This is a genomic window from Luteibacter sp. dw_328, from assembly GCF_018449605.1.
Classification (GTDB): domain Bacteria; phylum Pseudomonadota; class Gammaproteobacteria; order Xanthomonadales; family Rhodanobacteraceae; genus Luteibacter.
In genome coordinates this window covers 148,227-175,142 of the sequence record NZ_JAAVUW010000001.1, presented here as the reverse complement: position 1 = coordinate 175,142, position 26,916 = coordinate 148,227, and the positions used below count along the sequence as shown (strand labels likewise).

General features: G+C 59.1%; 31 protein-coding genes and 1 pseudogene. 9 read left to right on the top strand and 23 right to left on the bottom strand.

Features of this window, described 5'->3' with window-relative positions; all coding sequences use genetic code 11:
* Nucleotides 1–54 precede the first annotated feature (54 nt).
* The 4 genes from HB634_RS00765 to HB634_RS00750 all read right to left on the bottom strand — a co-directional run bounded on the left by HB634_RS00765 (nt 55) and on the right by HB634_RS00750 (nt 4,523).
* Nucleotides 55–2,481, bottom strand: a complete 2,427-nt coding sequence (locus tag HB634_RS00765; protein WP_213947030.1) for an XVIPCD domain-containing protein — start codon at nt 2,479–2,481, stop codon at nt 55–57.
* Nucleotides 2,478–2,984, bottom strand: a complete 507-nt coding sequence (locus HB634_RS00760) for a hypothetical protein (RefSeq protein ID WP_213947029.1) — start codon at nt 2,982–2,984, stop codon at nt 2,478–2,480. Before HB634_RS00760 ends, HB634_RS00765 begins: the two co-directional genes overlap by 4 nt.
* 315 nt (nt 2,985–3,299) lie before the next feature.
* Nucleotides 3,300–3,806: a hypothetical protein gene (locus tag HB634_RS00755; RefSeq protein WP_213947027.1), complete on the bottom strand. Its 507-nt coding sequence runs from the start codon at nt 3,804–3,806 to the stop codon at nt 3,300–3,302.
* Nucleotides 3,807–4,043: 237 nt separating this feature from the next.
* The gene (locus HB634_RS00750; protein ID WP_213947025.1) at nt 4,044–4,523 is read right to left on the bottom strand and encodes an Hsp20 family protein; all 480 of its coding nucleotides are present in this window, start codon (nt 4,521–4,523) and stop codon (nt 4,044–4,046) included.
* Nucleotides 4,524–4,811: 288 nt separating this feature from the next.
* On the opposite strand from HB634_RS00750, the gene HB634_RS00745 reads away from it, so the two are divergent.
* The 3 genes from HB634_RS00745 to HB634_RS00735 all read left to right on the top strand — a co-directional run bounded on the left by HB634_RS00745 (nt 4,812) and on the right by HB634_RS00735 (nt 6,296).
* On the top strand, nt 4,812–5,087 hold the full coding sequence (locus HB634_RS00745) for a hypothetical protein (RefSeq protein WP_213947024.1): 276 nt from the start codon (nt 4,812–4,814) through the stop codon (nt 5,085–5,087).
* 455 nt (nt 5,088–5,542) lie between these two features.
* Nucleotides 5,543–5,695 carry a hypothetical protein gene (locus tag HB634_RS00740; protein ID WP_213947022.1) on the top strand — a complete coding sequence of 51 codons (153 nt, stop codon included), beginning with the start codon at nt 5,543–5,545 and terminating at the stop codon, nt 5,693–5,695.
* A 172-nt stretch (nt 5,696–5,867) separates the two neighbouring features.
* Entirely contained in the window at nt 5,868–6,296 is a 429-nt protein-coding gene (locus tag HB634_RS00735) for a hypothetical protein (RefSeq protein WP_213947021.1), read from the top strand.
* 32 nt (nt 6,297–6,328) lie between these two features.
* Here the strand turns inward: HB634_RS00735 and HB634_RS00730 are convergent, their stop codons facing one another.
* The gene (locus tag HB634_RS00730; protein WP_345777442.1) at nt 6,329–6,883 is read right to left on the bottom strand and encodes an Abi family protein; all 555 of its coding nucleotides are present in this window, start codon (nt 6,881–6,883) and stop codon (nt 6,329–6,331) included.
* Nucleotides 6,884–7,488: 605 nt separating this feature from the next.
* On the opposite strand from HB634_RS00730, the gene HB634_RS00725 reads away from it, so the two are divergent.
* Nucleotides 7,489–8,652, top strand: a complete 1,164-nt coding sequence (locus HB634_RS00725) for a zinc-dependent alcohol dehydrogenase (RefSeq protein WP_213947017.1) — start codon at nt 7,489–7,491, stop codon at nt 8,650–8,652.
* Between the two features lie 19 nt (nt 8,653–8,671).
* Here the strand turns inward: HB634_RS00725 and HB634_RS00720 are convergent, their stop codons facing one another.
* The 5 genes from HB634_RS00720 to HB634_RS00700 form a co-directional block, all read right to left on the bottom strand.
* Entirely contained in the window at nt 8,672–10,039 is a 1,368-nt protein-coding gene (locus HB634_RS00720; protein WP_213947016.1) for a glycosyltransferase family 2 protein, read from the bottom strand.
* A gap of 83 nt (nt 10,040–10,122) precedes the next feature.
* Nucleotides 10,123–10,776 (bottom strand): cytochrome b, encoded by a 654-nt coding sequence (locus HB634_RS00715; RefSeq protein WP_213947015.1) that lies wholly within the window; start codon nt 10,774–10,776, stop codon nt 10,123–10,125.
* Between the two features lie 620 nt (nt 10,777–11,396).
* Complete coding sequence (locus tag HB634_RS00710) at nt 11,397–11,897, bottom strand: hypothetical protein (RefSeq protein ID WP_213947013.1); 501 nt, start codon at nt 11,895–11,897, stop codon at nt 11,397–11,399.
* 484 nt (nt 11,898–12,381) lie between these two features.
* Nucleotides 12,382–12,741, bottom strand: coding sequence for a hypothetical protein (locus HB634_RS00705; protein WP_213947010.1), 360 nt, complete (start codon nt 12,739–12,741; stop codon nt 12,382–12,384).
* A 456-nt stretch (nt 12,742–13,197) separates the two neighbouring features.
* Nucleotides 13,198–13,383, bottom strand: a complete 186-nt coding sequence (locus HB634_RS00700; protein WP_082878933.1) for a DUF3606 domain-containing protein — start codon at nt 13,381–13,383, stop codon at nt 13,198–13,200.
* 164 nt (nt 13,384–13,547) lie between these two features.
* Between HB634_RS00700 and HB634_RS00695 the strand changes: the two genes are divergently transcribed.
* Nucleotides 13,548–13,802 carry a hypothetical protein gene (locus tag HB634_RS00695; protein WP_213947008.1) on the top strand — a complete coding sequence of 85 codons (255 nt, stop codon included), beginning with the start codon at nt 13,548–13,550 and terminating at the stop codon, nt 13,800–13,802.
* Between the two features lie 32 nt (nt 13,803–13,834).
* Here the strand turns inward: HB634_RS00695 and HB634_RS00690 are convergent, their stop codons facing one another.
* The 3 genes from HB634_RS00690 to HB634_RS00680 form a co-directional block, all read right to left on the bottom strand.
* Complete coding sequence (locus HB634_RS00690) at nt 13,835–14,782, bottom strand: NAD(P)/FAD-dependent oxidoreductase (RefSeq protein WP_213947007.1); 948 nt, start codon at nt 14,780–14,782, stop codon at nt 13,835–13,837.
* An 816-nt stretch (nt 14,783–15,598) separates the two neighbouring features.
* Complete coding sequence (locus HB634_RS00685) at nt 15,599–16,021, bottom strand: hypothetical protein (protein WP_213947006.1); 423 nt, start codon at nt 16,019–16,021, stop codon at nt 15,599–15,601.
* 209 nt (nt 16,022–16,230) lie between these two features.
* Nucleotides 16,231–16,710: an HlyD family efflux transporter periplasmic adaptor subunit gene (locus HB634_RS00680; RefSeq protein WP_213947004.1), complete on the bottom strand. Its 480-nt coding sequence runs from the start codon at nt 16,708–16,710 to the stop codon at nt 16,231–16,233.
* Here HB634_RS00680 and HB634_RS22790 point away from each other — a divergent pair.
* The 3 genes from HB634_RS22790 to HB634_RS00665 all read left to right on the top strand — a co-directional run bounded on the left by HB634_RS22790 (nt 16,709) and on the right by HB634_RS00665 (nt 18,338).
* Complete coding sequence (locus tag HB634_RS22790; protein ID WP_255548301.1) at nt 16,709–16,936, top strand: hypothetical protein; 228 nt, start codon at nt 16,709–16,711, stop codon at nt 16,934–16,936. The genes HB634_RS00680 and HB634_RS22790 overlap by 2 nt on opposite strands.
* A gap of 527 nt (nt 16,937–17,463) precedes the next feature.
* A complete protein-coding gene (locus HB634_RS00670) occupies nt 17,464–17,955 on the top strand; it encodes a hypothetical protein (protein ID WP_213947000.1) in 492 nt (163 codons plus the stop codon).
* A gap of 137 nt (nt 17,956–18,092) precedes the next feature.
* The gene (locus HB634_RS00665) at nt 18,093–18,338 is read left to right on the top strand and encodes a hypothetical protein (RefSeq protein ID WP_213946998.1); all 246 of its coding nucleotides are present in this window, start codon (nt 18,093–18,095) and stop codon (nt 18,336–18,338) included.
* A 384-nt stretch (nt 18,339–18,722) separates the two neighbouring features.
* On the opposite strand, the pseudogene HB634_RS00660 reads toward HB634_RS00665, so the two are convergent.
* The 10 genes and pseudogenes from HB634_RS00660 to HB634_RS00615 form a co-directional block, all read right to left on the bottom strand.
* Nucleotides 18,723–19,834 (bottom strand): annotated as a pseudogene (locus HB634_RS00660) (IS3 family transposase).
* A gap of 425 nt (nt 19,835–20,259) precedes the next feature.
* Nucleotides 20,260–20,664: a hypothetical protein gene (locus HB634_RS00655; protein ID WP_213946997.1), complete on the bottom strand. Its 405-nt coding sequence runs from the start codon at nt 20,662–20,664 to the stop codon at nt 20,260–20,262.
* Between the two features lie 29 nt (nt 20,665–20,693).
* Entirely contained in the window at nt 20,694–20,933 is a 240-nt protein-coding gene (locus HB634_RS00650) for a hypothetical protein (RefSeq protein WP_213946995.1), read from the bottom strand.
* Between the two features lie 27 nt (nt 20,934–20,960).
* Entirely contained in the window at nt 20,961–21,443 is a 483-nt protein-coding gene (locus HB634_RS00645; RefSeq protein WP_213946993.1) for a hypothetical protein, read from the bottom strand.
* Nucleotides 21,444–21,697: 254 nt separating this feature from the next.
* On the bottom strand, nt 21,698–22,033 hold the full coding sequence (locus HB634_RS00640) for a hypothetical protein (protein ID WP_213946991.1): 336 nt from the start codon (nt 22,031–22,033) through the stop codon (nt 21,698–21,700).
* A 125-nt stretch (nt 22,034–22,158) separates the two neighbouring features.
* Nucleotides 22,159–22,500 carry an Imm40 family immunity protein gene (gene imm40, locus HB634_RS00635; RefSeq protein WP_213946989.1) on the bottom strand — a complete coding sequence of 114 codons (342 nt, stop codon included), beginning with the start codon at nt 22,498–22,500 and terminating at the stop codon, nt 22,159–22,161.
* Nucleotides 22,501–22,712: 212 nt separating this feature from the next.
* On the bottom strand, nt 22,713–23,123 hold the full coding sequence (locus tag HB634_RS00630) for a hypothetical protein (protein WP_213946988.1): 411 nt from the start codon (nt 23,121–23,123) through the stop codon (nt 22,713–22,715).
* A complete protein-coding gene (locus tag HB634_RS00625) occupies nt 23,120–23,383 on the bottom strand; it encodes a ParB/RepB/Spo0J family partition protein (RefSeq protein ID WP_213946987.1) in 264 nt (87 codons plus the stop codon). Before HB634_RS00625 ends, HB634_RS00630 begins: the two co-directional genes overlap by 4 nt.
* Nucleotides 23,384–23,740: 357 nt before the next feature.
* Complete coding sequence (locus tag HB634_RS00620) at nt 23,741–24,214, bottom strand: DDE-type integrase/transposase/recombinase (protein WP_255548300.1); 474 nt, start codon at nt 24,212–24,214, stop codon at nt 23,741–23,743.
* 415 nt (nt 24,215–24,629) lie between these two features.
* Complete coding sequence (locus tag HB634_RS00615) at nt 24,630–24,929, bottom strand: hypothetical protein (RefSeq protein WP_213946985.1); 300 nt, start codon at nt 24,927–24,929, stop codon at nt 24,630–24,632.
* A 235-nt stretch (nt 24,930–25,164) separates the two neighbouring features.
* Here HB634_RS00615 and HB634_RS00610 point away from each other — a divergent pair, with 235 nt between their 5' ends.
* Nucleotides 25,165–26,868 carry a serine hydrolase gene (locus tag HB634_RS00610; RefSeq protein ID WP_213946983.1) on the top strand — a complete coding sequence of 568 codons (1,704 nt, stop codon included), beginning with the start codon at nt 25,165–25,167 and terminating at the stop codon, nt 26,866–26,868.
* Nucleotides 26,869–26,916: the final 48 nt, after the last annotated feature.

The following is a 26,916-nucleotide window of genomic DNA, read 5'->3' as shown; positions in this document are numbered from 1 at the left end:
GCATTATAGGGCGGGGCTTGCGACTGACGCACTCGCTAGCGGGAGCGCCTGGCCTCACCTGCCAGGCATGCTATGCCCGTGCTGCTGGCTCGCCGCTTGCTGATGAGTCTGTGTCTGCGCCTGCGCGGCCAGATCGACGTTGACCTGATCGATTTTCTGGCTGCTCTGCTCTACCGGCGTCTGTATCGCCGGTACGGTGTCAACGCTCGCGACGTTGTTCAGGGTCTTGGGAATGATCACGTCCGCGACAAACACCTGAGAGCCGTCGTCACTCAAGGCCAGCGTATCGATCTTCCTCAAACCGCCCTGCTTCGCCGCGACAGTCAACGCAGCCGCCAGGTTCTCGCTGCCCTGGTCCGGCGTTCGGCCGTGTTTGGCGTCCAATGCGTGCACGTGCGTTTCGGCCTGGCGAAACAGCGCGTGGTCGGGATGGGCGGCATGGTTGAGCATGACGGCAGCCGACTTCGTGGCCTCCAGCTCGTCACGCACGTTGCCCTTGGCCTCATTGGTCCCATAGATCATGCCGGGCGTACGCCAATGACCATCGGCGCCCTGGGTGTAAGCATGGCCGTCCGACGCGTCCCGTATAGTTTCAGGCTGCTTCAGCGCATGAGTGACAGAGTCGGGCATGGGTCCCTGCGCTTGCCATCCGTTCCGCTCGTAGGCGTCCGCATAATGCTGGGCGATGCCGTGAGGTGAGTCCGCGAGATTGGCCGCGATCGTCGCCTTCGCTGACTGCTCCAGCTCCGCGGCGCGTGTCGGCGTGGCCGTCTCCGTATGCGAACTCGTCATCCCGTGTTCCAGCACCTGATCGGTGACATGGCGGGACCATGCGTGCGTCTGAGGGTCACGTACCCACGGCGCATCCACGACGCTCGCGGTATCGTGCGGGCCCGGGCGCTGAGCATAAGGATCGGCCGGCGTGTTGTTGTGTGCCAGCGCCAGATCCACAGCCGTGCTCGAAGCCTTGTAATTGAGCGTGTTCGTTAAGGACGCATCGGCAACGTGCTGCTCGCGACCGAAATATGGCGCACCATTGGCCGCCGTCTTCATCACCGTCTCGGTGTGGGTCCACCCGCTGTCAGGGCGCGCGGGGTCGTAGTGCCAGTTCTTCCCACTCGCGTCGGCCTGGTTGTAAATACGATGGTTGTCTATCGCGTTGGCGATCTTGTCGCCGGCGATAGCGCCACCTATGGCGCCCACGGCGCCGAACACCACCACGCCAGGACCGGACTCGACACCCGCCAGCGCCGCTGCGCCACCGACCGCTTCGGCACCCGCCACCATGCCCAGATTCCGGCCGGCGAAGTGAACCAGCTCGGATTGCCCGCCCGTGACGTTACCTGCGTGAAGCAAGTCGGAGGTCTTGCTGGCGGTGTTAGCCGCGTCATAGGCGACTGCAGCGACACCTGCCACCTCCAGGCCCCTGGCTGCCAAGCTTGCGCCGGCTCGTCCCGCGAACGCCGTCTCTCTCTCGAGCCCTTGCGATTCCTTGACGCTCTCCAGGGAGGGCGGCCCGCGAGGTGCCTGACGCTCCATGACGGGCGAGGAATGCTCGACAGGCTTTGCCGCGCTCGCACTGGCCCCGGACAGCCGTGCCGCCTCCTGCAGGGACCAAGCGTTGCTCGCCGAGGTCATTTGGTCGGCGGTGAGTTGTTTGAACTCGGTGAGGGAATGGCCGAATACGGATTGGTTAGTGGCGTTATATCCGGCGGCCACGTAGACCTTCCCGCGAAGGTCGCCCACGCTGACCGGATGCGCGCCGTTGACGGTCGCGGATTCCGCCAGCGACTTCTCGAGTTGTTGGAATTCAGCCGCCGACTTGCTGGCGAAGGCCAGTGGGTCGGGACCGAAGGAGCTCATGGGATAGCCATTTGTCACGGCGGCGGGATATTGCTGCGCTGTAGGTAGTTCGAAGGTGCTGAAACCCCGCCCTATCGGCGCATTCTCGACAAAGGCCACGAATGGGCGGCCGCTGTTCATTGCGTTGTGGAGATAGGGGGAACTTCCAGCGTTCCACATCATGTCCTGGAGGGCGGCTCTAACGTCATTGTTGTACGGCGCGATACCTTCGCTTGCAAGAAACGTCACGAACTTCTGTTCGACAGCTGCGAATTCACGATTAGCCGGCAACTTGTCAATGAATTTACCCCACGGGGTATCACCGATAAGGCCGGCTTTCGCGCCACCGCCAAGCTGCTTGACGTACTCAGTGGCATTGTCGAAGTTGGAAACCCGAGCACTGTCGTAGCCGGAGTAACCGACATAGTCGTAACCCGACGGCAATACAGGAGGATGGGCCGACATTCTGCTCGACACAAACGTCTCATAGCTCGATGTCGCGTCGGGACCGGAGCCCGGTGCTTTCAGGTAGTCGGCAACTTGCTGGATCTGATCCGATGAAAGAGCCTTGCCGTCGGAGACATTACTGGCACCGCCCATCGTCGCCCGCACGTAGTCGTCGAAGATGAAGGACGTCATGGCACCGACCGTACAATGGGATGCGCCTCCACCAACACCTCGGCCAGCACCACCTGACCGTTCGAGAGCCGAGGAAGGTGCGCGGGAACGACCAGCCCGATATTCTGCAACGGCCCTTCCTGGGTCAACGCCACGTAACGGAAAGCTTCGGTGTTATCCGTGCGGCTCTCGAACGCCTTGACGAACCCTTCTGCCAATCCGCGGATGAAATCGAACCCATCGCCGTCGACTTGAAGCCGCTCCTTCACATTCAACATTGAGTTTATGACCTGAGGCTGACCCAGATCCATGGTGAAAAGACGAACGGTCTCCCCCGCCTCTTCGATCAGAGTGTGCAGGCCAAAGAACCCAAGTCCATCCCGCCTATCATCGTTTTTATAGATCGAGTACTGGTACTCAATTTCGCCTGGCGTCGGTCCTGGCTCCATCCGCGGTGGATAGATCACCAACGAATTCGCGCTATCGACGGCACAGCCGTATGCAGCTACAAAGTGGAGAGTCATGATATTTCTCGAAGGGGTTCGCTGGACTCGTAGCGGCCCCATGCGGAGCCTGCTGCACCGGAACCGGGGAGCGAGACGGAGGTCCCGTGCTCCGCGCCATTTGATACCGGACGAGGCCGGCGAGCGGTCATTCCTGACATAACGAGGGTCCTGTCCCGTTTTCTCGATAGTACGAGGTGGGAACGGCGGATTGCAATCCACAATTGCAAACGATTGAGCGGAGCAACCGAGGTCCGAACGCAACCCCCTTGCTAGATACTTACCGTCATCGCGTGTACGAGCATTGCGGATAGTGCTTGTCAAAAACAAACGCGGTCATGGCACCGACCGTACGATGGGATGGGCATCCACCCATGCCTCAGCCAGAACCACCTGCCCGTTTGAGCGACGAGAAAGATTGGCGGGAACCGCCAGACCGATGTCCTGTAATGGCGCCTCCTCGGTCAATGCGACGTAGTGGACGGCTTCGGTATTATCCGTACGGCTTTCGAAGACCCTGACGAGACCTTCCGCCAGTCGATGGATGAATTCGAAGTCATCGCCGTCGATATGAAGCCGCTGCTTCAGCTTCAACATTGAGTCGATTACCTGAGGCCCGCCCAAGTCTAAAGTGTTCAGGCGAACGGTTTCCCCTGCCTCTTCGGTCAGAACGTTCAAGCCAAAGAATCCAAGACCGTGCCGATTACGGTCCTTGTTATAGATCGCGTATTGGTATTCGACTTCGTCTGGCTTCGAACTTTGCTCCATCCGCGGGGGGTAGATCACCAAACCATTCGCGCTGTCGACGGCAGAGCCATGTGCGGCTACAAAGTGGAGAGTCATGGCATTGCTCGAAGAGATTCACGGGGATCGTAGCGCCTCGATGCGAGGCCTGCTGCACGGCAACCGCGGAGCGAGATGCGTGCAACAAGATCTATACCATGGTTACTGACGCAGCCGGAGCCGATGAGGGCACCTGTTCGTCATGAGATCGCAACGGCAACAGCAACCACATCTGCCAGCACTGCTTATGACGGAGGCGAAAAAGAGCCCCGCATCCATGCGAGGCTCTTGCCTGGTTCAAGCCGCGGCCTGATCGAGCAATTGGCGGACGCTGTCTTTGGCATCCGACGCCGCCGCCGACTCGATGTCGATGCGGCGCGGCTTCATCGCCTCGGGGATCTCACGCCTGAGGTCGATGGACAAAAGGCCGTCTGCGAGCTTCGCCCCGGTGACCTTGACGTGCTCGGCCAGTTCGAAGCGTCGCTGGAAGGGCCGGGTCGCAATGCCACGGTGGAGATATTCGCCTTCGGCTTCACTGTGGCGCTCGCCGCTGACAGTCAGCCAGTTTCCTTGCGACGAAATTTCCAGATCTTGCTCGCGAAATCCCGCCACTGCCATCGTGACGCGATATTGATCGTCAGCGAGCTTGATGGAATCGAAGGGGGGATAGTTGTCAGCGGCCTGTCCGCGCGACGCGGCGGCTTCGAGCAAGTCGAACATGCGGTCAAAACCGACGCTGGAGCGATGAAGGGGTGAAACGTTCAGAAGAGTTCGCATAACCATATCCTCTTGCAACATGGAATGAGTTCTCCGCTCGCCCCCGAAGCGGGCGAGGAGGCTGGTCCCGAAGCGGCCAGCGGTGAGTAATTTATGCAGCCAGAAACATTTTTCAAGAGGGTGGATTCATACTTTGTTTAGCCATCCATCCGACAGCCAACACTCCACGCTCGCATGCAACACCGATCGCAATTATGACTATGCAAATTCGGAAGATCGCGCAAAAAATAAAGATTCGATCACAGCTTCCATGCCATCTTCGGTTTGATCACCTTGAAGAAAGCGGCCATGGACGACGCGAGAGAAGGCTGGCCCCTGACCGCTGCTGAGATGGCCCAGAGCGCCCTGGCGATGAATCTGGCACTCCTTCATTCCGACCTGCCGGAAGCCCGCTTCCGGGCGAGACTTTTGCATTATCAAGCCACCTCGACCGGCGACCCGTCGCTCGAAGACGCCACCGCCCTGGTGGTGCAGCTTCTGGGGCCTCCTGGGTCGACGCCCAGCCTGGCGTGCGTCGAGGCCATGCGAGCGCTGAGCAGGCAACTAGGCGAACAGCTTGGCTAGGGGGGGTGATTACCGTCCCGCTGATCCTGGGGACGATCGCCGCCGGTCTTGGAAGCGGGTCACATTCATGTGGCGACACCAGACCGGCATTTGCTTGTCACTGTGAACGGCATGCGCCTGACACACTCGCCTAAAGATCGTGGCGGTGTCGCACTGGTGCAGGGCAACGTTCCGGCGGTATTTGCTTCGATGCCTGAGGGTGCCGCCCTACAGGTTGACGTCGATGCCGTGATCCCGGTGCAACAGCGGGGGGAAAAGATCGCCGGACATGTAGTGCGGCTTGCCGCCACTCAGTCCGTCTCAATGGATTCCCACTCGGATGCGCCGATCGAGGCTGAAGCCGCGCTTAGCCCTGGGCGCCAGGAGATGTCTGAGCTCACCCCTGTCGCTCCTTCCGCGTGCCCGGTATACCACAGCAGCCTTGTCGCTGACCACGAGCCATCCACGAAGAACGCGTGATGCTGCTTCGAGAAATGGCGTTGTCGGCAAAGGAGGCCGGAAGCGCAAGCCTCGCGGACGACTACACCACGCAGGCGAACGACGTGGTCGCAAAAGCTGAGCCGCTGCGAAGCATGGTCCTGACCACGAGTCCCTTCGGGCACGTCTAAGACCAGTGCACCTCGTGTATCACCGTCGCCGCCACGTCAGTTCGCCGCCTCAAAATCGCCATGCAGGGTCACTAGCTTCCATGTCTACCGACCACGCGCACCAGTCGAACGGTGCTCGACGTCCGGACGACATCGTCACGCCGCAGCGTGACGCCACAAGGGAGATGACCACATGGATCAGCATCACCGCACGCGCCGGCACTTCAGGCGCTCCTGGGCAAAGCCGACCTTTCTGTTCCTGGGCGTGGTGCTTGCCACCTCGGCGCAGGCAGCACCGCACTTTGTTACCTTCATCAACGACGCGGACCGAACGGTAACGTCCGTCGAGGCCGCTCCGGCAGGCACGCGCCATTGGCATGCCCTCGATCTTGGTGGACCGCTGATCGGCGGAAGAAGCGGCCAGGCCACCGTCCGGTTCGACAGCGCGGAGGTATGCAAACAGGACCTCTCGGTGACTTACCGCGGATTGGCGCCGTTGACCATCACGGGGTTCGATATCTGCCGCACCGACCGCCTTTACCTGGGAAAGGCCCTGGCGAAGGCCAGGAACGTGGACGTCGACAAGGTCGAAAGACCTGTATCTGGTGACTCACGCCGTTGAGCGATCCGGCCAACGCGCCCGGAGCTGACCCGCTATCTCCAGAGCGCATGCTGATCCCAATTAGCGGGGGCTCCCATGCTTTGTCTATGATCGTGGCTTGCAAGGAGTGGACGTAGATGATTACTTACGCGATCGCGCCAGTCGTTTACGTCAGCCGCGCATGAGCCAAGTAAGGCTTTAATGGCAAGCAGTGCAAAGTACATCCTGCCTACAGGATAGGTTCCTGCCATATGCTGCCAAGGCCCACTATTGGGTCTCATGGGGATGATACCTAGAACCCGATTCCACATACGCCCGTGATGAGCAGCGATATTTCGTATCGCACTGATGGCGTGGATCCAGTTGGCAAACACTGGGGAAGCGACGCCGAAGGCGGGATAGGTGGCTGCCGTCCTCACCGCGACTTCAATGTTGCAGATCGCCTCCATAATCAGGGAGCGCAACACTTGATCGAATTCATAGCGTGCTACAGCCTCTTCGAAAGTAGCCCCCGCCTCGTAGTCGTCGCTTCCAGGCCTCCGAAATGGAAATAGATAGCCCATGAGTCGGTAGTAACCAACGCGCTCCAAGTAGTAGCTTGCGCGCACAGGGTCTGCAACGTGAAGGCCTCGCAGCTGGAGCTGCTGCAGCTGTGCTGCGTACGTGAGAGGACCCTTCCTGTACTGCACCGTCGCTCTGCTCCCTGCAAGCGCTCAAAAAAAACCCGCCTATTTGCGCGTACAACGATGTTCTGCTGCATAGGCGTGGCGGGTGTGTTGAGCAAAGTATCTCGGAAAGTGGTACTCGATTCAACTAATACGAGCGTTCCGTGGGGGCCAGAATACCAACAAAACAAGCCGAAAATATTTCGCTCACGCAGAATATCAATTCCTTATCAATGACTTGACCTTTTACTCGGAGGGAGTGGCGACGTAACCCCCCACACGGCGTACGCGACTTCCCCTACGTGCCGCGTACGCATAGTTCACAGTTTGGTGCACATCGAACCGAACGTTGAATCTCACGAGTTGCTCGCTGGCCGTTCGACTCCCTTCCGTTTTTTCTCGACCCTGCCGGTGGCTCCCGCATCGACGTCATGCGGCAGGACGAAAGAAAGCCCTTGTGAAGGACCCCGCACGTCGACCCATACTCTCCGCCCACCTGAATTTCAACAACCCGGGTCCACGATGCACCTTTCACCCCGGAGAACACCATGAAGGCTCTGACCTACCACGGCTCGCAAGACGTGCGCGTCGAGACGATGCCCGACCCCACCATCCTTGCCGCTGACGACGTGCTGTTGCGGGTGACGGCAACGGCTATCTGCGGGTCAGACCTTCATCTGTATCACGGCAAGATTCCGGAGACGAAGCACGGCGACATCTTCGGTCACGAGTTCATGGGGGTCGTGGAGGAAGCCGGTCCGGAAGTGACCAACGTGGCCGTCGGTGACCGGGTGGTCATTCCCTTCGTCATTGCCTGCGGAAAGTGCTTCTTCTGTGAAAACGACCTCTTTGCCGCCTGCGAGACGACGAACCCCGACCAAGGGTCGAGTCTGCGCAAACGGTCCATGATGACGCCTCCCGCTGCCCTGTTCGGCTACTCGCACCTTTATGGTGGCGTGCCAGGTGGTCAGGCGGAATTTGTCCGCGTACCCAAGGCCAACGTCGGCCCGTTCAAGGTGCCGGGCAGTCTGTCCGACGAGCGCGTGTTGTTCCTGTCGGACATCTTGCCCACGGGATATCAGGCCGTGCTCAACGCAAAAATCGAGCGAGGCTCCACCGTTGCCATCTTCGGTGCAGGCCCCGTAGGCCTGATGGCCGCCGCTTGCGCAAAGATGTTGGGCGCGGAGAGAATCTTCATGGTCGACGAGGAGCGCTATCGCCTCGATTTTGCAGTCACGGCGTTCGATGTCATCCCCGTCGATTTCAGTTCGGTCGACCCGTCGGAGTTCATTCTCGAGCAGACCGCAGGCCGCGGCGTCGACGCCTCCATTGATGCCGTGGGGTTCGAGGCGAAGGGCAGCACGACGGAAACGGTGCTCAGCACGTTGAAGCTGGAAACCAGTTCCGGCGAAGTGCTTCGCCAGGCCATTTCTGCGACCCGGCGTGGTGGTGTGGTCAGCATCCCGGGGGTCTATGCCGGCTTCATCCACGCGTTCCTCATCGGGGATGCGTTCGACAAGGGCCTCACCCTGGCGATGGGTCAGACCCATGTCCAGAAGTACTTGCCGGAACTCCTTGAATTTATCGAAGACGGCAAATTGCAGCCGGACATCATCATCTCTCACCGCATGAAGCTCGCCGACGCCGCAAAGGGGTACGAGATTTTTGACAAGAAGGAAGCAGACTGCCGCAAGGTTGTCCTCACCCCATGACCCCCGGTTCGCCGGGAACCTAGCGTCCTTCCTCGACAGAGTTGAGCCCTTCCCGGTGCTGGGTGCCCCACTCGCTACGCCTGAGCAAGAAGTACAACCAGCCCAGTGCCGCGCCGCCGTGGCGCATCAACTGGAATGAAAACGGCTCCAGGATCGACGCGAGCAACGCCATGCCAAAACTTGAGGTTGTACTGTCGCCACTCCACCGTCGGTACAAATGCACGGACCAGGCCTGAAACGCCAGATCGACGGCGATCTTGCCCAGGATGATGATCAACACTGGCAGCACGATCGCGACATGGCCACCAAGGAGAAAGGCGAGCAGCAGGAAAAAGGCTGTCAGTCCGTAAAGCGGCTGCACCGTATCGAAAGCCTTGACCGGTAGCATCAATGTGCCGATCAGGCCGTAACGCCGGTTTCCGATCATGCTGCGATACCAGTACTGCGTCTGCAGAAAGCCGGCGAACCAGCGTCGCCGCTGACGCAGAAAGCTGGGCAAGGTGCTTGGCGCGTCCGTGCGCGCCCTGGCGCCACCGATCACGCGTACATCCCAGTCCAGACCACGATCCAGAGCATAGCGACGCAGCCGGTGAATCAGCTCATAGTCCTCGACCAGACAATCCGGATCGAAGCCACCGACCGTCAACAATGCGTCGCGTCGAAAGCACGCAAAGGCACCGGAGACCAGTAGAAGACTATGCGCTCGCATCCACGCATAGCGGGAAATGAAGTTGCGCATGTATTCATAGGTCTGGAACCACTGAAAGAAGCGACCGCTGGCCGTGCGACTGCACACCGGCGACAGCAAGCCTGCTGCTACTACCAGGTTTGGCGATCCGGCAAACGCACGGGACATGGCCGCACATGCGTCCGGTTCGAGCAGCGTATCCGCATCGACGGTCATCACCGTGTCGGTCGTCATCAAGACAATGGCCGCATTCAAGGCGCGCGCCTTGCCACCGTGCGGCATGCGCAGCCAGCGCAATGCGGGGAAGGACGGACTTGGTTCGCTCAGATTGCCCTCGCCAGGGTCAACCAGACCGTAGCGTTCAGCCAGAAGCGCGGCTGTACCATCGGTCGATCCATCATCGGCAATCACAATCTGCGTCGGTACGCGGGTCTGGCCGAGCAACGCATTGAGGGTGATCGACAATACCGCCGCCTCGTTATGCGCGGCAACCGCCACGCCAAGCGTCGGCTGGGCGCCACTGGCCGCAACGGGTGACGGCCTCATGAGCGAGAGTGAGTTCCACGCTACGAAGACCAGCAGCAGCGTGTCGTAAATGACATACGCAATGCCGGTGGACCAGGCAACGACGCCGTGCAGGAAGAATGCCCGCGCGAACAACACGATCCACAGCGCCATCACGCCGCCGTGGATCAGCACACTGATCAAAGGTGTGCGCACGGGCGAGAGGCGCGGCGAGGTCAGCGCTCGCGCGCGATCGAGAGCAAGAAGAGGCGTTTCCATCAACATTTCGGAAGCATCCGTCCCAAGACCGGATGGCGGTCGATCCACTGGTGCTTGAGCGCGCCCAGAATGTGCAGTGCCAGAACCGCATATAGTGCATAGCCGCATAGGGTATGCAGCGTTCCCAACTGCGTATGGAGTTGTTCTTGAAAGCCAGGTTCGAAATGCATCAGAAAACCGATGCGAGGCCATGGCACCACGCCGAACAAAGTCATCGGATGCGATGCGGCAGCGCTCCACGCCGAATCGTGCATCCAGCCACTGAGTGGCAGCGCGAAGATCAGCACGTAAAGTGTGATGTGTGCGGCGTGCGCCGTAGCCTTTTCCCAGCCAAGGAACACGCTAGGAAGCGGCGGCGGTCGATGCGTCAACCGCCACAGAACGCGCAAACTGGCCAGCCCAAGCACCGTGATGCCGATGGATTTGTGCATGTCGATCACCACGCGCGCACCCGTATCCGACAATATCGAGCTCGGCAGCAGCGCGGCACTAAGGCCGAGGGCGACATTGGCGATGATCAACAACGCGATCGTCCAGTGCAGCAGCATGGCGATATGGGTATATCGAGCCCTGTCCTCAATCAGCACATTGGCTGAAGGCTCATGCGCCATCCTTGCGCGAGCGCTTGGTTCAGTGGGTTCGGAAGATTTCACGATAGTCCGCAATGGTGGGCCGTAGCGGTCGAACGTCGGTTAGTGCCTGACCAAATCCATATAGTTGCACACGCGCAAGTCCGACTATGGGCTGCCCTTCTCCCAAAGCGTCCGCGCATGCGCCTGTGCCGTGCATTGAACCCCCATGTGCACCATGGCACCGATGGCCTCCATGCCGTGCGTTACACCTTGAGAATCGACGGTGTCGGATTCATGAGCGCCGCTTTACCTCGGCGGCATCCCAGTTCGGATGTGTCCAGATCTGGTGAGCAACGGCACGACGTGCCGCTTCAACTTGTAACTTCTCCGGCCCGTTCGTGGCCCGTACCGGGACCGCTGTCACCGCCATCCCCCTGTCCCGTATAGCGACGTAACCAGCGTATTCGTAGATGCCCACCTGACATCCAGAAATTTCATTGTTCGGTTTCGGGGCTGCCTCAACTGCTGGCGGTGGAGTGTGAATTTGGCCCGACACAGTAGGCGCTGCCGTTGCGAAGCCGAGAAAGGCCGACCACAGCCAACTCACGCGAAAGCGATGTTTCATTCCCCCTCCTTCTATGCACCGAAAGCTGATCTGATTGTCAGACGAACCGCGACGTGGTCGTCAGGTCGCGAGTCGTTCAACGCGACCGCCTCATCAGCAACCCCTTCTCTCGGGCAAATTCAACAACCTTGTTAACGGCGGACTGCTTGTACTTGAAGTCCCCCGGTCGCGACATCCACTTGACATCACGGCGACCCCTCAGCGCAAAAATCAGCTCATGGCGACGCGCGCCGAAAGTCATGCGCAGGCCGGTCACACCACCCATTAGGAGAAGGCCCACTCGAACGTACGGGGTGGGCGAAATCGACGACCAATACATCGCAAGGTAGACGAATGGACCCCAGGTGACGAGGCTCAACAGCGCTCCCAGTACGATGATGTGCAATGGTCGCTTGTCTCTATATGCAATAAAGACGCACTGCTCGATAGGAATGGCGATTACTTCGCCGCCCACCTTCGACGCGAACTTGCGATTCAAAAACTGGATGCGCTGCGTCGTCAAACCAGTCACTCGATTGATCTGATACTTGTATTCGTCAGCATGCACTAACGTTGCTACAAACTCTTCTTGCTCCATCAATCGCTCCTTGACTTCTTAGCAAAGAAACTGCAACAGAAAAATCCCCTTGTAAGCAGGGGTTTCCTTCCAACATGGCGGAGAGTGGGACGCGATCAACCTAATCTTCCCCAACGCCCGGGACACATTACGCGTATACGGGAATGTGTCACGGGATCGTAGCGTTTTGACCTTGCCTGTCAATGGAAGAAACATTTTTGCCCTGGCCCGTCGACGAGCCCGGGATCCTGGTCATCGTTGATCAAGAGATGCGGGACGTGTGCGACTGGTCAAGTGGCTTAGAAAACTGCTGTGCATGGCACGTCCATGGACAGTTGCCGCATCTCGAGAAGCCGTCCTTTGGGTGGCTTTTCTGTCGCCCCTACTTCTGCCTGTCCGGCCCGAGCGCCACTCCCTGGCCAGAGATTGCGCGAAGGAGCATGTGACGAGGAACGCTGCCAAGGAGCGTCATGGCCGGCAGGAGCCAGCTCAAATGGGATATTCGTTAATTGGACAGACCACCAAAGTGCTGAAGCGCGCTTCCCCCGATTGCGCCGCCTACGGCACCCACAACGAGTATCGCGCCGCCTATGGCCTGTCGTACAAAGTATCTGTGCCTTTCAGAAAGAATCATTTCCTTGGCTGCGCGCGTCCCTTTGCTGTCTTCTCCGCGAACGTAGCGCTGAGGCTGGAAGATGAAGTTAAAACTGTCCGACCATGATGAGAACTCGAGCCACTTTTCTCCCTGCTCGCGTGCCAGCTCTTTCGCCTTGTCGCGGACGCGAAGCATATGTTTCATGTTTCTGAGAATGTAGATGATCCCAGGGCTTGCCCCCAAAAGAAATCCAAGTTCAAATGAATCCATAGTGCTACTCCGGAGGAGTGGTGTCGTCTTTCTTAGGTGGAGGCAATGACGGCGAACGGGGCGGTTGCACGGGACCGACTGTAACCTTCGGCAACGTCCACCCCACGGCTGCACGGATATTAGTACCATCGTTAATACGGGTGATCGAACGCCATCACCTCGGCATGAGTGGCCTATGAGAGCCTACGTGCTTGCAGCGGAAGGTTTCGTGCTACGCATCCAAAGGGTCATCGGGGCTGGTTGTGATGATCCCTTCGCTCCAATGATCCTTGTCGAGTCGATAGGCGTCGGCAGTGAAACCATCCGTTTAAGGCCGAAAACCAGGCTTCGTCTGAGATATTCGATAACGCGATCTGCGATGTAGGAGCATGTAAACCTGAGTCATCGGAGGTCGTCCTCAAGGGTTCGAGCTTCGCTCGCCGCATGGTATCCCGACTCACCGTTCCGATGAACGCCTCACCGTCGTTGTCGACGAAGTTCAGCACGCACATCGTCAGCCATCGCACCTACCTCCTCGACGGCCTTGATCAAACGCTCAGCGGATACACCAAGCGACCGAGACCAATATTTCAGGTCCTGGGCTTCATGCACGTTGATCAGTGTCGGGTCCGTGGGGCCGCGCTGGAGTTTCGTAACATTCATCGTCTGAGCCTCTTCAGAAGAGCATGCGCTCCCACGAAGCTGCGCGCGTCAGTGCTGCGTCATTTGCCGTTGACACATCCATCATGGTGAGGCCGAAGGCTTTGTGTTCTGCTCGTCGCGACATTGCCGGGCTTCCTGCCCGGCATCCCAACGGGAGAGACCGCATGGGTTGGAATGACCACATCGATAACGATTTGTCCGAGTCCCTGAAGGAACTCATAGCCGGTGGGTTCGTCTTCGAAGGGGGCGCTCCGTTTGCCGTCGCTCAAAAGGCGATCGAAGGCGGACGAGCAAGCCTGACGCCGGACGAAATGAACGTTTTTGAAGAGCAGCTAGTTCCGGCCCTCAGAGCGCTCGAACAGGCGAAACTGGAAGACGAAGCCGAGGATGCCGTAGGCCCGCGACCGCCCGCCGACTGAGAACCACAGGCTCGAGGAAGACACTCACGGGGTCAGGACGCGACCGATGGCAGGTCACCACGCAGTCGCTGGCGACCATCCAAAGGCCGAAAATTGGGAGGCAGTCGGTGGTGAATCGCGGTGGCCGCCACGGCCGCATGCCCCACTGCGACGCTGATCTGGTTGAGGCCGGACACGACATCGCCTGCTGCAAACATGCCTGGAACGCTGGTCTCCATGGAACCGTCCACCACCAGTTTCCCGGCGGCATCGGTTCGCACGTCAAGCCCCGTCAGTAGCCCGGTGCCCGGCTCGCACCCCAGGACGGGGTAAATGGTGTCAAACCGGTGCACCCGTCCGTCGATCGTTCTAGCCTCGCACCCCGCCGCCGAAAAGCTCAATGAGTGCACGCCGGCATGGAGGGCAACACCCATCGCCTCGGCACGGCTGCGCTCGTCTGCCGAGGGCGTGTCATCGTCCGGACTGAGGACGGCAACACGTCCGGAGAAGGTCCGCAGAAATCCGGCGTGACCAAGCCCCTCGGATACCGGCGCATAAACCCCGATGGCCTCATCGCGGGCTTCATAGCCATCGCACACGGCGCAAAGGCGCAGCGCGCCCGACGCGATAGCGTCCTCGATGCCTGTTGCCGCTGGCAACCGGTCCCTGATACCGGCAGCAACCAACACCGTCCGGGCAGAAACGGTCGACCCCGCCGCGTTGAGCTGGAAGCCACCCTCCGACGGCTCCACGGCTGTGACGGTTCCGGCCATGAAAGGAACCTCGTGCTGTTCGGCCTGGGCGCGGAAATGCCCAAGCAGTTCCCGGCCTCCGACGCCGAACGGAAATCCGGGACAGTTGTGGCTGACGGGAATCCAGCGCGCTCGTGACTCTCCTGCATCAATCACGAGGACTCGGCGGCGGTAGCGCGCAAGGTAAGTGGCGGCCGTGAGTCCGGCAGGACCGGCACCGACCACGACACAATCGTAGGGTTCTTCCATTTGGACTCCGGGCCGGCTCTGGACGTGGGGCGGACCGCATGATGAGCCTCATCAAATGAAGGCCATGGCGCAGCGCTGTGAAGCCTTGCCCGATTTATGGGTCAGTCGATTCGAGGCAGTCGAGCCTGAGTCAGACCTTTGTCAATGGAATTCGGGGCGTGCTTCGCCACAAGCACTGACGGGAACAAATTCCCTACTGATGGTTTTTCTCAATTGGCCGCCGTCTGCATACATCGCAGTGTGTTCAATAGCGACGACTCCGAGGGTACGCCCCGTCAGACGCTCAATGAGCAACGGGCGCCAACCTTCCCAACCTTGCTCGACAGCGGAGCAACAGTCTGGATAGGCATTCAGAAATTCATCCACACCGCCGTAGGCCGAAATTTTCGCGGCAAATGGGTAAGCGACAGCCGTGCGATTTGCATTGATGATCGCAAGTCGTGGAGGGAAATAGCCGAGCGCGTATCCGATGGCTGCATCGGTGGCGCATCTGGGGCGAAGGGTATGCCTGAATGCTTGGGCAGTAGCCGTAATACGCGCGACCTTAGCGCACCCCAACAAGTGCCAGACCAATCCCAAGAACCGTCAGGGCCAGAAGACCGGTCGGCTTCATCGGTAGACACCTCAGAGGATGAATTGCGCTTAGCGCTGCATGGTGACCTTGCAATAGACGTCGCGGAAAGATTCTCCGACGCTCACTCGAATCGCACTTAAGAATTATTCAAGGCGAAAGCGATTTTCATGAAGAAATCCTTGTCCTATGATGACTAGTTGAAAGATGCCGCAAGTAGGCCCGTATCATTCTTGAGGAACCGTTCAGTCCAGCAGCGAATGCCCTTTGCCGCAGACACTCATGGGAACAAACCTCATTCGTAGGGTTTTATCCGCTTCATCATCGGCTATTGCTTGTCGCCTTATTGCCACGATGCGGTAAGTAATCCCTGTCACTCGCTCGTAGAACGTAGGCGACGAAACTTCCGGTGCACCATCGACGACGGTGCAACAATCGGGAAACGCCTTCAGAAAAGCATCCACGCTCTCGTATGCCGGGTTATACGTGGGCGACAAAAAGCGAAACGTGTGCAACTCGTATTGCACCGCAGAGCGGATACGCTCTTGGTCGCTCGGAGTATGCCCAGAACTGGGGCAATAACCGTAATACACACGCGTCTGACGTATACCAACTGCGCCGATCAACCCCGTCACCATGATCAAGAATGCGCATCGCAGGTAATTCATGGATCCTCCGGTGGAGAAATGAGTTTCGTGCGCTGTGCGCTACGAAACGTTAAAGTTCTAGCGCTCGTGGATTGCCTCCGAAACGCTTCGTCGAAGCGGACTCAACACGTAATCGATGACGCGCCTCCTACCCGTGCGAACCTCCGCAGACAATGACATTCCTGGACTCAATGCGACGCGAGTCCCATCAATGTCCATGGACCCTGTACTCAGCGCAATGCGCACCGGAAAGCGTTGTAGGGAACGGTGTCCAGCTTGACCGTGACTGCCTGACCGGCATGAATGAAGCCAATGTCTTGACTGAAAATCGTCGCCTCGACCTCGGCGGACTGGTCGTCGGGCACAACGGCGATTAAGGGCTGAGCCGTGACCACGCCGCCGACCGTATGAATTGCCAGCTGCTGGATCACGCCATCGACGGGAGCCCGGAGCTGCATCAGGGCGCTGCGTTGTGAAGCCCGCTCAACATCCGGCCCCGCCTGCTGAATCAGTTCGCCGGCTTCGCGCTCCTGATCCAGCCACTGCCGACGCGCTTCCGCCACAGTCGCATTGCGATCCTGGCGCGCTGCGGCGATCCCCGCAATCAACTCGGCACGGCGGTGACGTAGAGAATCCACTTCCCGCTCGGCGCTAATGCGTTCTTGCTCGCGAATCAACCGGCCGCGGTAGCGAGCGCGGAATTCGTCCATGCTGACGACCGTCGGCCGGGTCTTGGATCAGAACTTTGTCGCCCGCAACCCGCGCGACCACGAATGTCTGCCCCTCACCGCAAAGGGCAAGCGCTGGCAACGCGATACGATCAATGCGATCGACGGGCTGGGGGACGACGCGCGCTTTGAGTTCGAGCCGCCGAGCGGTCAGAAGCAACTCGGTTTCGGTGAAATCGCGGTCGCCCACACCAGCTTCGTGGCGTAACTGTGCGGCGTCGGCAGCGATTCCGTGGAAGCGGGCTAAAAGGATTAGCCCGTGCAGCCCTTGGTCCAGGGGCTCCCCTGGGGCTCCCGACTCTGCCGCGTGATCATCGCGATCGCGATCTTCGGGCAACTGAGCCTCTTGGATGGCGTCCAATCCAAACTCCTGCATCCTTGCCTCATTGTGAACGGCCAATGCAATCGCCTGGGCCGACTCGAAACGAGTCGACGAGCGCTGCGAAAACACTGGCCCCCTGCCCGTACAGTGAGACAAATCGCAGAAGCCTGCGTTCATCGCAAATACTTGCGGTGATTGTGCCGGGAACGTGCTGGCTGTCAAGTGCCATTTTCCGAGGCCGTCAGGAGCGTTTCCGGACTTCAGTAGGAGACCGGTTCCGACGTCACCTACCCTCCTCCCAATACGTCCGCGCATGCGCCTGCGCCGCAAACTGCCCCCTATATGCGTCAACGCCCCGATCGCCTCCAGCCCCGCAACCGCATCAGCAACCACATCGGAAGGATGTCGATCACATGAGCCGCTTTTCTGCGCCGCTACTTGCCGCTTTAGTCGCGACGACGCTGATTTCGACGCCCACCGCGGCCAGTGGCACGATCCGGCCCATGACGTTGGACGAAGTAGTTATCGGTGCGATCGCGCTGGTTTCCGGTACCTCTTCAAGCGTGGAGGCATTCTTCCATGCACCGCAAGGAGCACAGAGGGGAACGGTCGGATGGGTTCACCAGCCCATCGCCTACCGGACTCGCGACGGTGTTCTTCTGCACATTCAACTCACCTCGGACTGGGAGAACAAAGCGCCCGATGTTGTGCGCTCGATGGCCGAAGTCGATGGCAAGCAGTGCCTGGACGCGAAGAAGCTTCGAGACAAGCTGGAACATCGCTGGGACATTGAGGGCTTGCGTAAGGCGTGCGAGCCCCGACTTACCGAGGTGGGAAGAAGCTTGGTCCTGCGCGTTTTCGGCTGGGGCAATTTGTCTCAATGTATGGAAAATTCTTTTGGGTAGTATGGCTGTAGAGCGTGAAACATCATTCTTGCAGGGTGGGCGCTGACAGCTGATGTTAAAAATTGGAGCTGCTGAAGCAGCGTTTTACAAAAATTCGTCAGCATGGAAAGCGACGAGCAATAGCGTGGAAATAACAAATGGATTGGGTACCCATAGTCTTCATTACCTTCAAGGTTGCCGTATTCGGCACGGGCATGTTTTTCGCCATCAAGTGGCATTACGATCAAGGTAAGAAGGGAAAGCCCATTGAGAGGCGTGCAGTGCTACGCACGGCGGGCAAGGTGGCTTTGTTCGCCGTCATCTTCGTGCTGTTGGCCGTGGCCCTGTTGCTCGCCACCTTCGCCTTCGGCAAGAAACTTGGCTTGGACTTGAGTTTCCCATGATGGCAAATACGCGAAGCAAGTCAGTCGTCTTCGAGGCGACGGACGACCGCTCGCAGGGTCGCGCGGTGTGCGGCACGGATAGGCATCATGGCTTCTACAAAATCGTGATGACCATGGACTCTCGACCGGGGACCCGCCCGGCTTAGTCGCACCTTTCATCTCCGTTCCGGGCCGTCAGGACCGGGCAGACGATGGAAATCGGACGGCAGTCGAATGATGACTAGTTGGAAGATGCCGCAAGCGGTCCTGCGTCATCCCTGAGGAACCGCTCAGTGCAGCGGTGAATGCGCGTAGCCGCAGGTGTCGACCCCCCGTAAACTTACTCCAGACATAAACCGAGGTCTCCGGGCAATGACGTCGTCCCATTTTCCATACACGTTTAAACTAGAGTCGGGCCGCTTTTGACGTTGCTTCCTGACCTTTCAGTGCGTACTCGCTCGGGGCCAGATGACCAAGCGATCCGCGGGGTCGATGCTGGTTGTAGTCGTTGCGCCAGGCTTCCAGTTTTTGCCGCGCATCCTCGATCGATTCGAACGCATGGACATTGAGACATTCGTCGCGCAAGCGACCGTTGAATGATTCGATCATACCGTTCTCCGTCGGACGCCCTGGGCGGATGAAATCCAGGTGGATGCCGTGGTTGTACGTCCATTCGTCAACGACCTTGCAGGTGAGTTCCGTGCCGTTATCCACCGTGATCGCCCGGGGCAACGGATGCTGCGGACCCAGTCGATCGAACGCCGCGATGAGGCGTCGACCGTTCAACGAAAAATCGGCCTCCAGCAAGATACTCTCACGACTCCACTTATCGATCACCGTCAGCACTCGAAACGGCCTTCCGCTGACGAGCTGGTCATAGACGAAATCCATCGCCCAGTATTGGTGAGCGGCCGTCGGCGCGGGCGTCGGCCCCCGATGCAAGCTGATGACCTTGCGCCGGCGACGACGCATGCGCAGCTGCAGGCCTTCCAGGCAATACAGTCGGTGGACACGTTTACGCCCCACCGCCCAGCCCTCGCGGCGCAGCATCACTGTGATGCGCTCGTAGCCAAATCGAGGGCGGGCCTGGGCCAGGTCTCGGATGCGCATGCGCAGTGCCGACTGATCCTTGGCCTGGCTCTTGTACTATCACGTCGCGCGCTGAATCCCGGCCAGTCCGCATGCGCGTCGGGCGCTCACCTGAAATTGCTCATGGACCCAATCAGCAACGTCCCGGCGGCGGCCTGGCCTCAGATTTTTTTTCGAATAACTTCCGACAGGATTTGCTTGTCCAGGGTCAGATCGGCGACCAGTCGTTTCAGGCGGCCGTTCTCCTCCTCTAGCTGCCTCAGCTGGCGAAGCTCGGCCACGCCGAGGCTGGCGTACTTCTTCTTCCAGACGTAGAAGGTGGCCTCGCTGATGCCCATCTGCCGGCAGACGTCCGTGACGAGCGTTCCTGACTCCGCCAGGCGCAGCGCGTAGATGACCCGTTCTTCGGTAAACCGCGACTTCTTCATCGCTCCTCCGGGGTCCGATCGGGCCGGTGGGTGAAGCGACCTTACCTCTAGTTGTGGGCTGTGTCGAAAAAGTGGGCCCACGTCACTTAGAAAGAACGGTGCCTGGTTTGACCATGCGCAATTGCTGCATCTTTGAAGCCGTCCTTCGGGGCGGCTTTTTTGTTGGCACTGCTGTGCGCCCCGATGGGACGAAAGCCAGGCCGCAAAACCCGGGATGGAACCGATATCGTCAATAGCGTATCTGTAAAAACTTAGAGACCGCCATCATGAGACAAGCACTCAGCGGAACCGAGCGCGGTACATAACCGCAGCCACATCAGGCAGGAGTGATGTCCTGATATTCACCCTCCCCGTACGTCTTTCGCCTGGGCTTGTAAGAGCGCCTCACTCTCTGGGCGCGGCGTCCGTGGTATAGCTTCCGCCCGCTACTGGCTGGCATCCGTTGTCCGTTCGATTTTTCCATCAATTGGTGCGTTTTCTAAATCGATAGCGGTAGCACTGCATAGGCCAAGCCTGACGACACCGTCCTTGTGAACGTCAGCTCGAAACACGCCTCTAAGACTCACGTGCTTGCCATTAAAATCTGTCTCTCGGGCATCAAGTCCACCGCCGTTAATCACGGACAGGCAGGAAGCACCCTTTCGCCACATGGTGTAGTTTTTTTTCTGAGCGACGATGTAGCGCTTTTCGTCATCAATAACTATCCAGCCAGATACGGTCACTTTCTGGCCGTCGAAGACCTCCGGCGTCGAGTTCAATTGCTGAACTGTGACGTCTTGGTAACCCGCGACACTGATCAAGAGAAACGCTATGCCCATAACGACGTTCATGTCAACACCTATGGTTTGAGGAATTACCCCTACTGATTATTCAAATCTTTCTGGACCTGAAGTTGTTCAGTATGGGTCATCTTCCCGACGAGCATTCTCATTTGCAGTCGCCCATCGACCAACTCCCACGCTCCTGCACGTCCCAGACTCTCTGCGATATTAGGAAGGCCTTGAGAGAGTGGAGAAGCGTCTGCATCGCTTTGTAAGCCTTTGGAAGCTGCCCCCCGGTCGCTTCCGTCGATGTGACCGAGGACGAACTCGGAGTTCATGCCGTCAGCTCCTCGCTGCTTAGATTCTCATTCCGGCAACACACCTCGACCGTGCTCGGTCAGCCAAGCCGCAAAGCCAGGCACGGCCTTACGGAACACCGCAGAGATTCTAGCCAAGTCTAGCCCGACCCATTCGGCCTGCATCACCACGAAGTCTGCGGATTCCACGGACAATGTGCTGTTTTTGGTGAGCGCGCACCATACAAGTCGGTTTCTTGCTGATTCCGTCTTGTCGGCATATACCCCTCGCATGTCTGCATCAATAGCATCTGCGAACATCTTGAGGAATCGCGAGTATTCACCGTGGTCCTTACCGTCGAGGCGAGCGCGACCAACCTCGACCGCTTCGCGCTGTACCGTGCTCAGGGTGTCTTCGATGAGGTCGCACAACTGCACTGACACCCTCGGCATCGTTTCTTTGTCCGGCGGCGGGTTCGTGTCCTCAAGAAACAGGTAGATGGCGTCCGCAATTTCGGACGACTTTGTTGCCGACCATTCGCTGCCTGCCATTGTGCTAGCCCCCGGGGATGGAGTCAGAACCTTAGCGCCAATTTTATCAGTAACATAACTGCACGGCAGACATAGAGTCATGACTTTGCCGGCCTCGCCTCCAGCAGCGCACGGCGCTCATCGTGGAACCGTTACCTCATCGAGGTCCACCTGCAACCCAGTGATGGCATGGCAACGACGCGACGAACGCACGGATGGATCGGAGTACGACATCTTTCGCCTGGTGAAGATTGGGCCCGTCATCAAACTCTTTCCTACGGCGCCCAGCCTTTGAGCCCCTTTCCGGACAGATAAAACTCCAGAATTTGACCTTCGCCAACTGGATGCCCCTCGCAGTAGAGGACCTTAGCTCCCGGCTTCGCTAGCGGGGCGACCAGATCCGGGCGGGTGAATGCGAGATAGACGCGACGAACCTCTCCCGGGAAAAGTTCGTCATCCATATCGACGAGGAATCCGTAGTAACTCCCCTCACCATTCATGAATCGAAGGTCGCCGCGCCATTGCTGACCACGCAACAGAGGGCCTTTTCTACCGCACTTTTCGGTCGAATACAGCTCGAGCGTCGCAAGAGCGTGTCGTGGCAGTGCCATTGATCAGTCCTTGTTGCGAAGGAGCCGATGACGAACTCGCACGCGTATCCTCGCATACCACCATCAATCCGGTCGCGTCACTATCAACTCCGTTGTGGAGAAACGGTTCCCCACGAAGCCAATCATCACGTCGACGGCGTTACGAGTGAAAACAGTGCTTCGTAATCTGTAGATTCTAGAAACTGAGTGATGTAAGAAATGGTGTGTGCGTGAGCACGCGCCACATAATCCTCAAACAACTCTTTGTCGTTCCGGTCGGTTGACCAGAATGCATATGCAAGGCTCAGACCCCCTCCGTACTTGAAATACACGTCGCCGCCGAGTATCACGCGCCCGGCCTGAAGCAACATGTCTGCCGCCGCCAATGCGTCCTCTCGTCGAAGAGCAATGTCGGCAATGCCAAAGCGCTCTGACAACGAGAATCCCTTTTCTGACATCAGCTCCACATAGGCCGATGGCAATGTCATTCTGTCAGCCCATATCTGAAAGATTACTTGTGCGGCCGCGAAACCGCGCCGCTGCGCAAATACATCGGTGCATGGGAATCCCGACGACCTCGTGCGGCCTTCCGCCAGCGCCTTCGGCGCGGTTGCTCCCGTAGCGATGACAGGGGACGCAATACAAAGCTCAGCATCGAGCCATCCCGTGGCTTCGGCTGCTTAACTTGAAACGGTTATGGCTACGCTCCACCGCCTTCTGGCAAACCCACTGCGACAATTGCGTCTAGCGTTTTCAGCAGGCTTAAAGTCGGTACTTCGTTGAGTCCAAAAGTATCCAGGAACGTTGGCAACTCTATAGCCAGGAAATAGTCCAAGTTCCAGCGCTCTCGCTGCTCCGGTGTAAGGGGCAAGTTATGTAGAAAGTTTAGCACCGCCACAGCACGGTCAATATTGCCGCTTTCTGCGACACGTATGGCCTCTGGCAACCAGGTTTTCAAAACGATCTGTATCGAAAGAATGGGAACGTCATCGATACGACCCACAGCGCCTGCAAGCAGGGGGATGACATCGCCCGGACTCCTTCCGCCTCGAAGGAGATTCCGACTCGATATCACGGCGGACCGAATAACTTCGTCAAAGGTTTCTGTCATGGCTCAAACGTCAGATCACCGGGACTTTTAAACCCCGACCAGGGTAGTTGCTTCTCGATAACAGGAACCTCATTCAGACCGGCCTTGTATGCCGCTATCGCGCGATTATTCCCATCCAGAATATATGTTGCACCCTCGTGCTGCGTGACCACAAGAGGATCCTTCACGCCTTCGGTCTTGATGCTGTCGGTCAACCTGGCCATGCGACTGTTGCTCATGGTCTGACCATTGGTTTGCCTAAGCTCGCCGAGCTTCTGCATTCGGACTTCTGAATTGGCTAGTTCTGGAGTTGCCTCGGCCGTTTCGGCTGCCGCTGCCCCTCCACCGGACTCGGCCGTCTATGCCGCCCCGGCGGCGACCTTCGCGGCAGCGGCCTTCGCGGCAGTGCCTCGACGGCCGTCACCCCCGCACTGCCTGCGGCGATGATGGTGGGAAGCGCCATGATGACGGCCGCCCCTGCCGCATATGGTCCCAAAGCCTTGAACGCGTCCGGATGGCTCGCAATGGATGTAATGACCCAGCAGTTCCTGCACAGGTCAGGCCGCTAAGGCATACGCCTCAGCGGGTGTTTTCATCTTCAGCGCCTGATGTGGTCGCTGGTGGTTGTAGAAGTGGATTCAATCGCCGATCGTGCGCATGGCGTGGGTCAGGCTTTCGAACCGATGGCGATGCACGCACTGCTCTTTCAGCGTGCGGATCACCCGCTCGACCATGCCGTTTTGCTGCGGGCAATGCGGCGTGATGAACTCTTGCTGCAAGCCATAGCTGCGAACCAGGCTGGTGTATTTACGACTGGTAAAAACCAAGCCGTTGTCCGATCGAAGCAGGAAAGGCGCGTTGACCTTCCCCAGAGTGCCGAAGCGGCTGATCAGGGCCTGTTCCAAGGCACCGGCGGCCGTGCTGGCCTTGCCACTGCGCGACAGATGCCAGCCAAGAAGTTCGCGGGTGTGGCAATCGATAACCAGCGCCAGGCTGAGCCACCCGTCCTTGCCGCCCCAGACGCGACACAGATCCGTCGACCAACGTTCGTCCGGCCTGGAGGCGAACGACGGCAATGCCTGGATACGTGGACGCTGCCGCCGCACGCGCATTCGGCATCCCAGCGGTCTTTGCGTCCTGGGGCTACGGAGAAATACCCCCGGACGTTTCCGCAGCGAACATTGCGACTTCGATGAGCGATATTCCAAGCATGCTTGACCGATTGCTGCCGCGACGGTGAGTTCCCTGTCCAGCCGCGCAAACCAGACGGGCTGCACGGCACTCCATGCCACGGGCATGAGAAGCGTCATCGCGGCAAGGCCGCCAGCGGTACCGGCCGTTGCCACGCCTGTCCACCCAACGCTGTGGCCGAGGGTGGCGCCCCCTCCCCCGCCAGTCCGCGCCCGGGACTCGTCATGAACCACGGCGAGCACACGCTTGCCACCGCACACCGCGCGACCCCGCACCAACTGGTCCGGCACGGCTTCGTCCGCGATCGATGCTCTGTCTGACGCACAAACCGCGCGCTCAGGAGACGCGGGACTGCCATGACCGTGTCCAGCCGTCAGCCAAATCGGCGGCGGCCTCGGAGTCTGTGGGCTTGATCAACGCCTCGTTATTGGTCGCGTCGACCACCAGGAGCGCGCCAGTCGGGTCCATCGCCGCCCAGACGCGCTCGACGGCCTCGGCGGCGGTCGCGAGCGAGGCGACGAACCAGACAGACTGCTGGAGCTCTGCAGCCATGCCCAGCGCCCGAATTGCGGAGATGACCCGCGGGTAGTCCTGCGAGGCGCGATTGAGGTCGTACGACGCGATGAGGTTGTTCAAGGTCAGCCAGTTCCAGAGAGCGCCCGATTGCGCGATGCCATGGCAGCACACCTTTGTCTCACCGCTTGCGCCAGGTCAGCAATGCGAGGTGCCGGGCACCTTGCACTCCGCCAGGGCTTTGACCTTTTGATGTTTTCGGAGCATGCGTTTTGGCACTCCCGACACGTTGGTTCCCTTGTGAGAATCAAACGACACAAAACAGTTTCAGCGGTCCTGAATCAAAACGGAGAGTCCAATGCGCCTCATGCGCTCAGTTACCGTCGCGGCCGTGTCATGGCTTTCCGCAACCGTTGCCTGGGGTAACCCCATTGAGGACGGAGGGCAGCCTCCCTCGCCGCAACTGAATCGGCTTTTGGTCGATCTCGATGCGGACTTCGCCTCGATCGCTCCGACCGGGCCCGGCTGCGCCGTCGGCGTGGACGCGCCCGGGGCAGCGTCTGTGACACGCGCCTATGGCGTAGCTGACCTTGAGCATGCCGCGCCGCTCACGCCAGAAAGCGTGCTCGAGACAGGCTCACTCGCAAAGCAGTTTACCGCCGCGGGGATGCTTCTCCTCGCGCAGGACGGAAAGCTGACGCTCGACGACGACATTCGACGCTATCTGCCCGAGATGCCGAACTATGGGACGCCGATAACGATTCGGCATCTGCTCACTCACACCAGCGGACTCCGCGAGCAATGGAGTTTGCTTGCGTTGGCGGGTAGCGGACCGGGAAGCCAGATTCACACGCAAAGCACGATCCTTGACCTCGCGTCGCGCCAAATGGAATTGAACTTCTCGCCTGGCGCCGAATTTTTGTACACAAATACGAACTACGTCCTGGCGGCAATTATCATCGAGCGGGTGAGCGGGACCAGCCTGGAACGTTTTACTGAGCAGCGCCTTTTTCGTCCGCTCGGGATGACACACAGTCGCTGGCGAGAGGACTTTCGCACGATCGTTCCTGGACGGGCGTTGGCCTATGCGCCATCCAGTGACGGCTTCATCGCCAACATGCCCTTTACGAATGTCTACGGGAATGGCGGACTGCTGACCACGGTTGGGGACCTGCTCCGGTGGAACAGCTTCCTCGACCAACCTTCGAGGCTGCCCGGCGGTGACGCACTCGTCGCTGCCCTGCAAACACCGGGCAAGCTGCGCGATGGCACGACGCTCGAATATGCTCTGGGCCTTGAGATAACTCGCGCGCACAATCTGCGCCTCGTTGCGCACAGCGGGTCGACCGCTGGCTACAAAACCTGGTTGGGTCGCTATCCGGCCAAGGGGATTTCGGTTGCTGTGCTTTGCAACAACGGCGGCGTCGATGCAGTAAAGCTGGGTGAGAGAGTCGCTGAGCAGGCACTTTACGCGACAGGCTATGTCGATAGCGCACCACCGGCCTCACTGGTACCGCCTGTAGGCGTACCGAGCAAGCCGGCGGATCTGGCGAAATACGTCGGGCTGTTTCGGAACCCCGTCAATGGCGACCTGGTGTCTACCAAGATCGTCGACGGGAAGCTGACTCTGACGCAGGGGTCGACCGAAATCCTCAGCCAGATTGACGGCGGGCGCTTCCAAAGCGCCGACGGTCGTGTGGTGCAATTTGTCACGGTGAACGGAAAGGCTACGTCACTGACTTCGAGCACAGGCACATCGAGTCAGCGCATCGTCGCGGTCGCACCTGCCAAAACGGGCTCCGAGCTGCATGAGTACGTGGGGACCTATTACAGCCCTGAGCTGGACAAACGCGTCCGGGTGACCCAAGAATCCCAAGGCCTGCTGATGCGGCAAGCCTTTGCGGTTGAATGGCAGTTGGAACCGCGCTTTTCGGATGGCTTCACAACACGCCTGCGAGGCACGACCACTTTTGTCTTTAGCAGGACATCAAGTGGCCACGTCGACGGATTTGCCGCATGGGCAAACGGCGTGCGCGGTATCCGGTTTGTACGCCAGCCTTGACCCTTGAAAGCGTGGCGCCTTGAATGAGGCGCGATACGAAGGGCGACG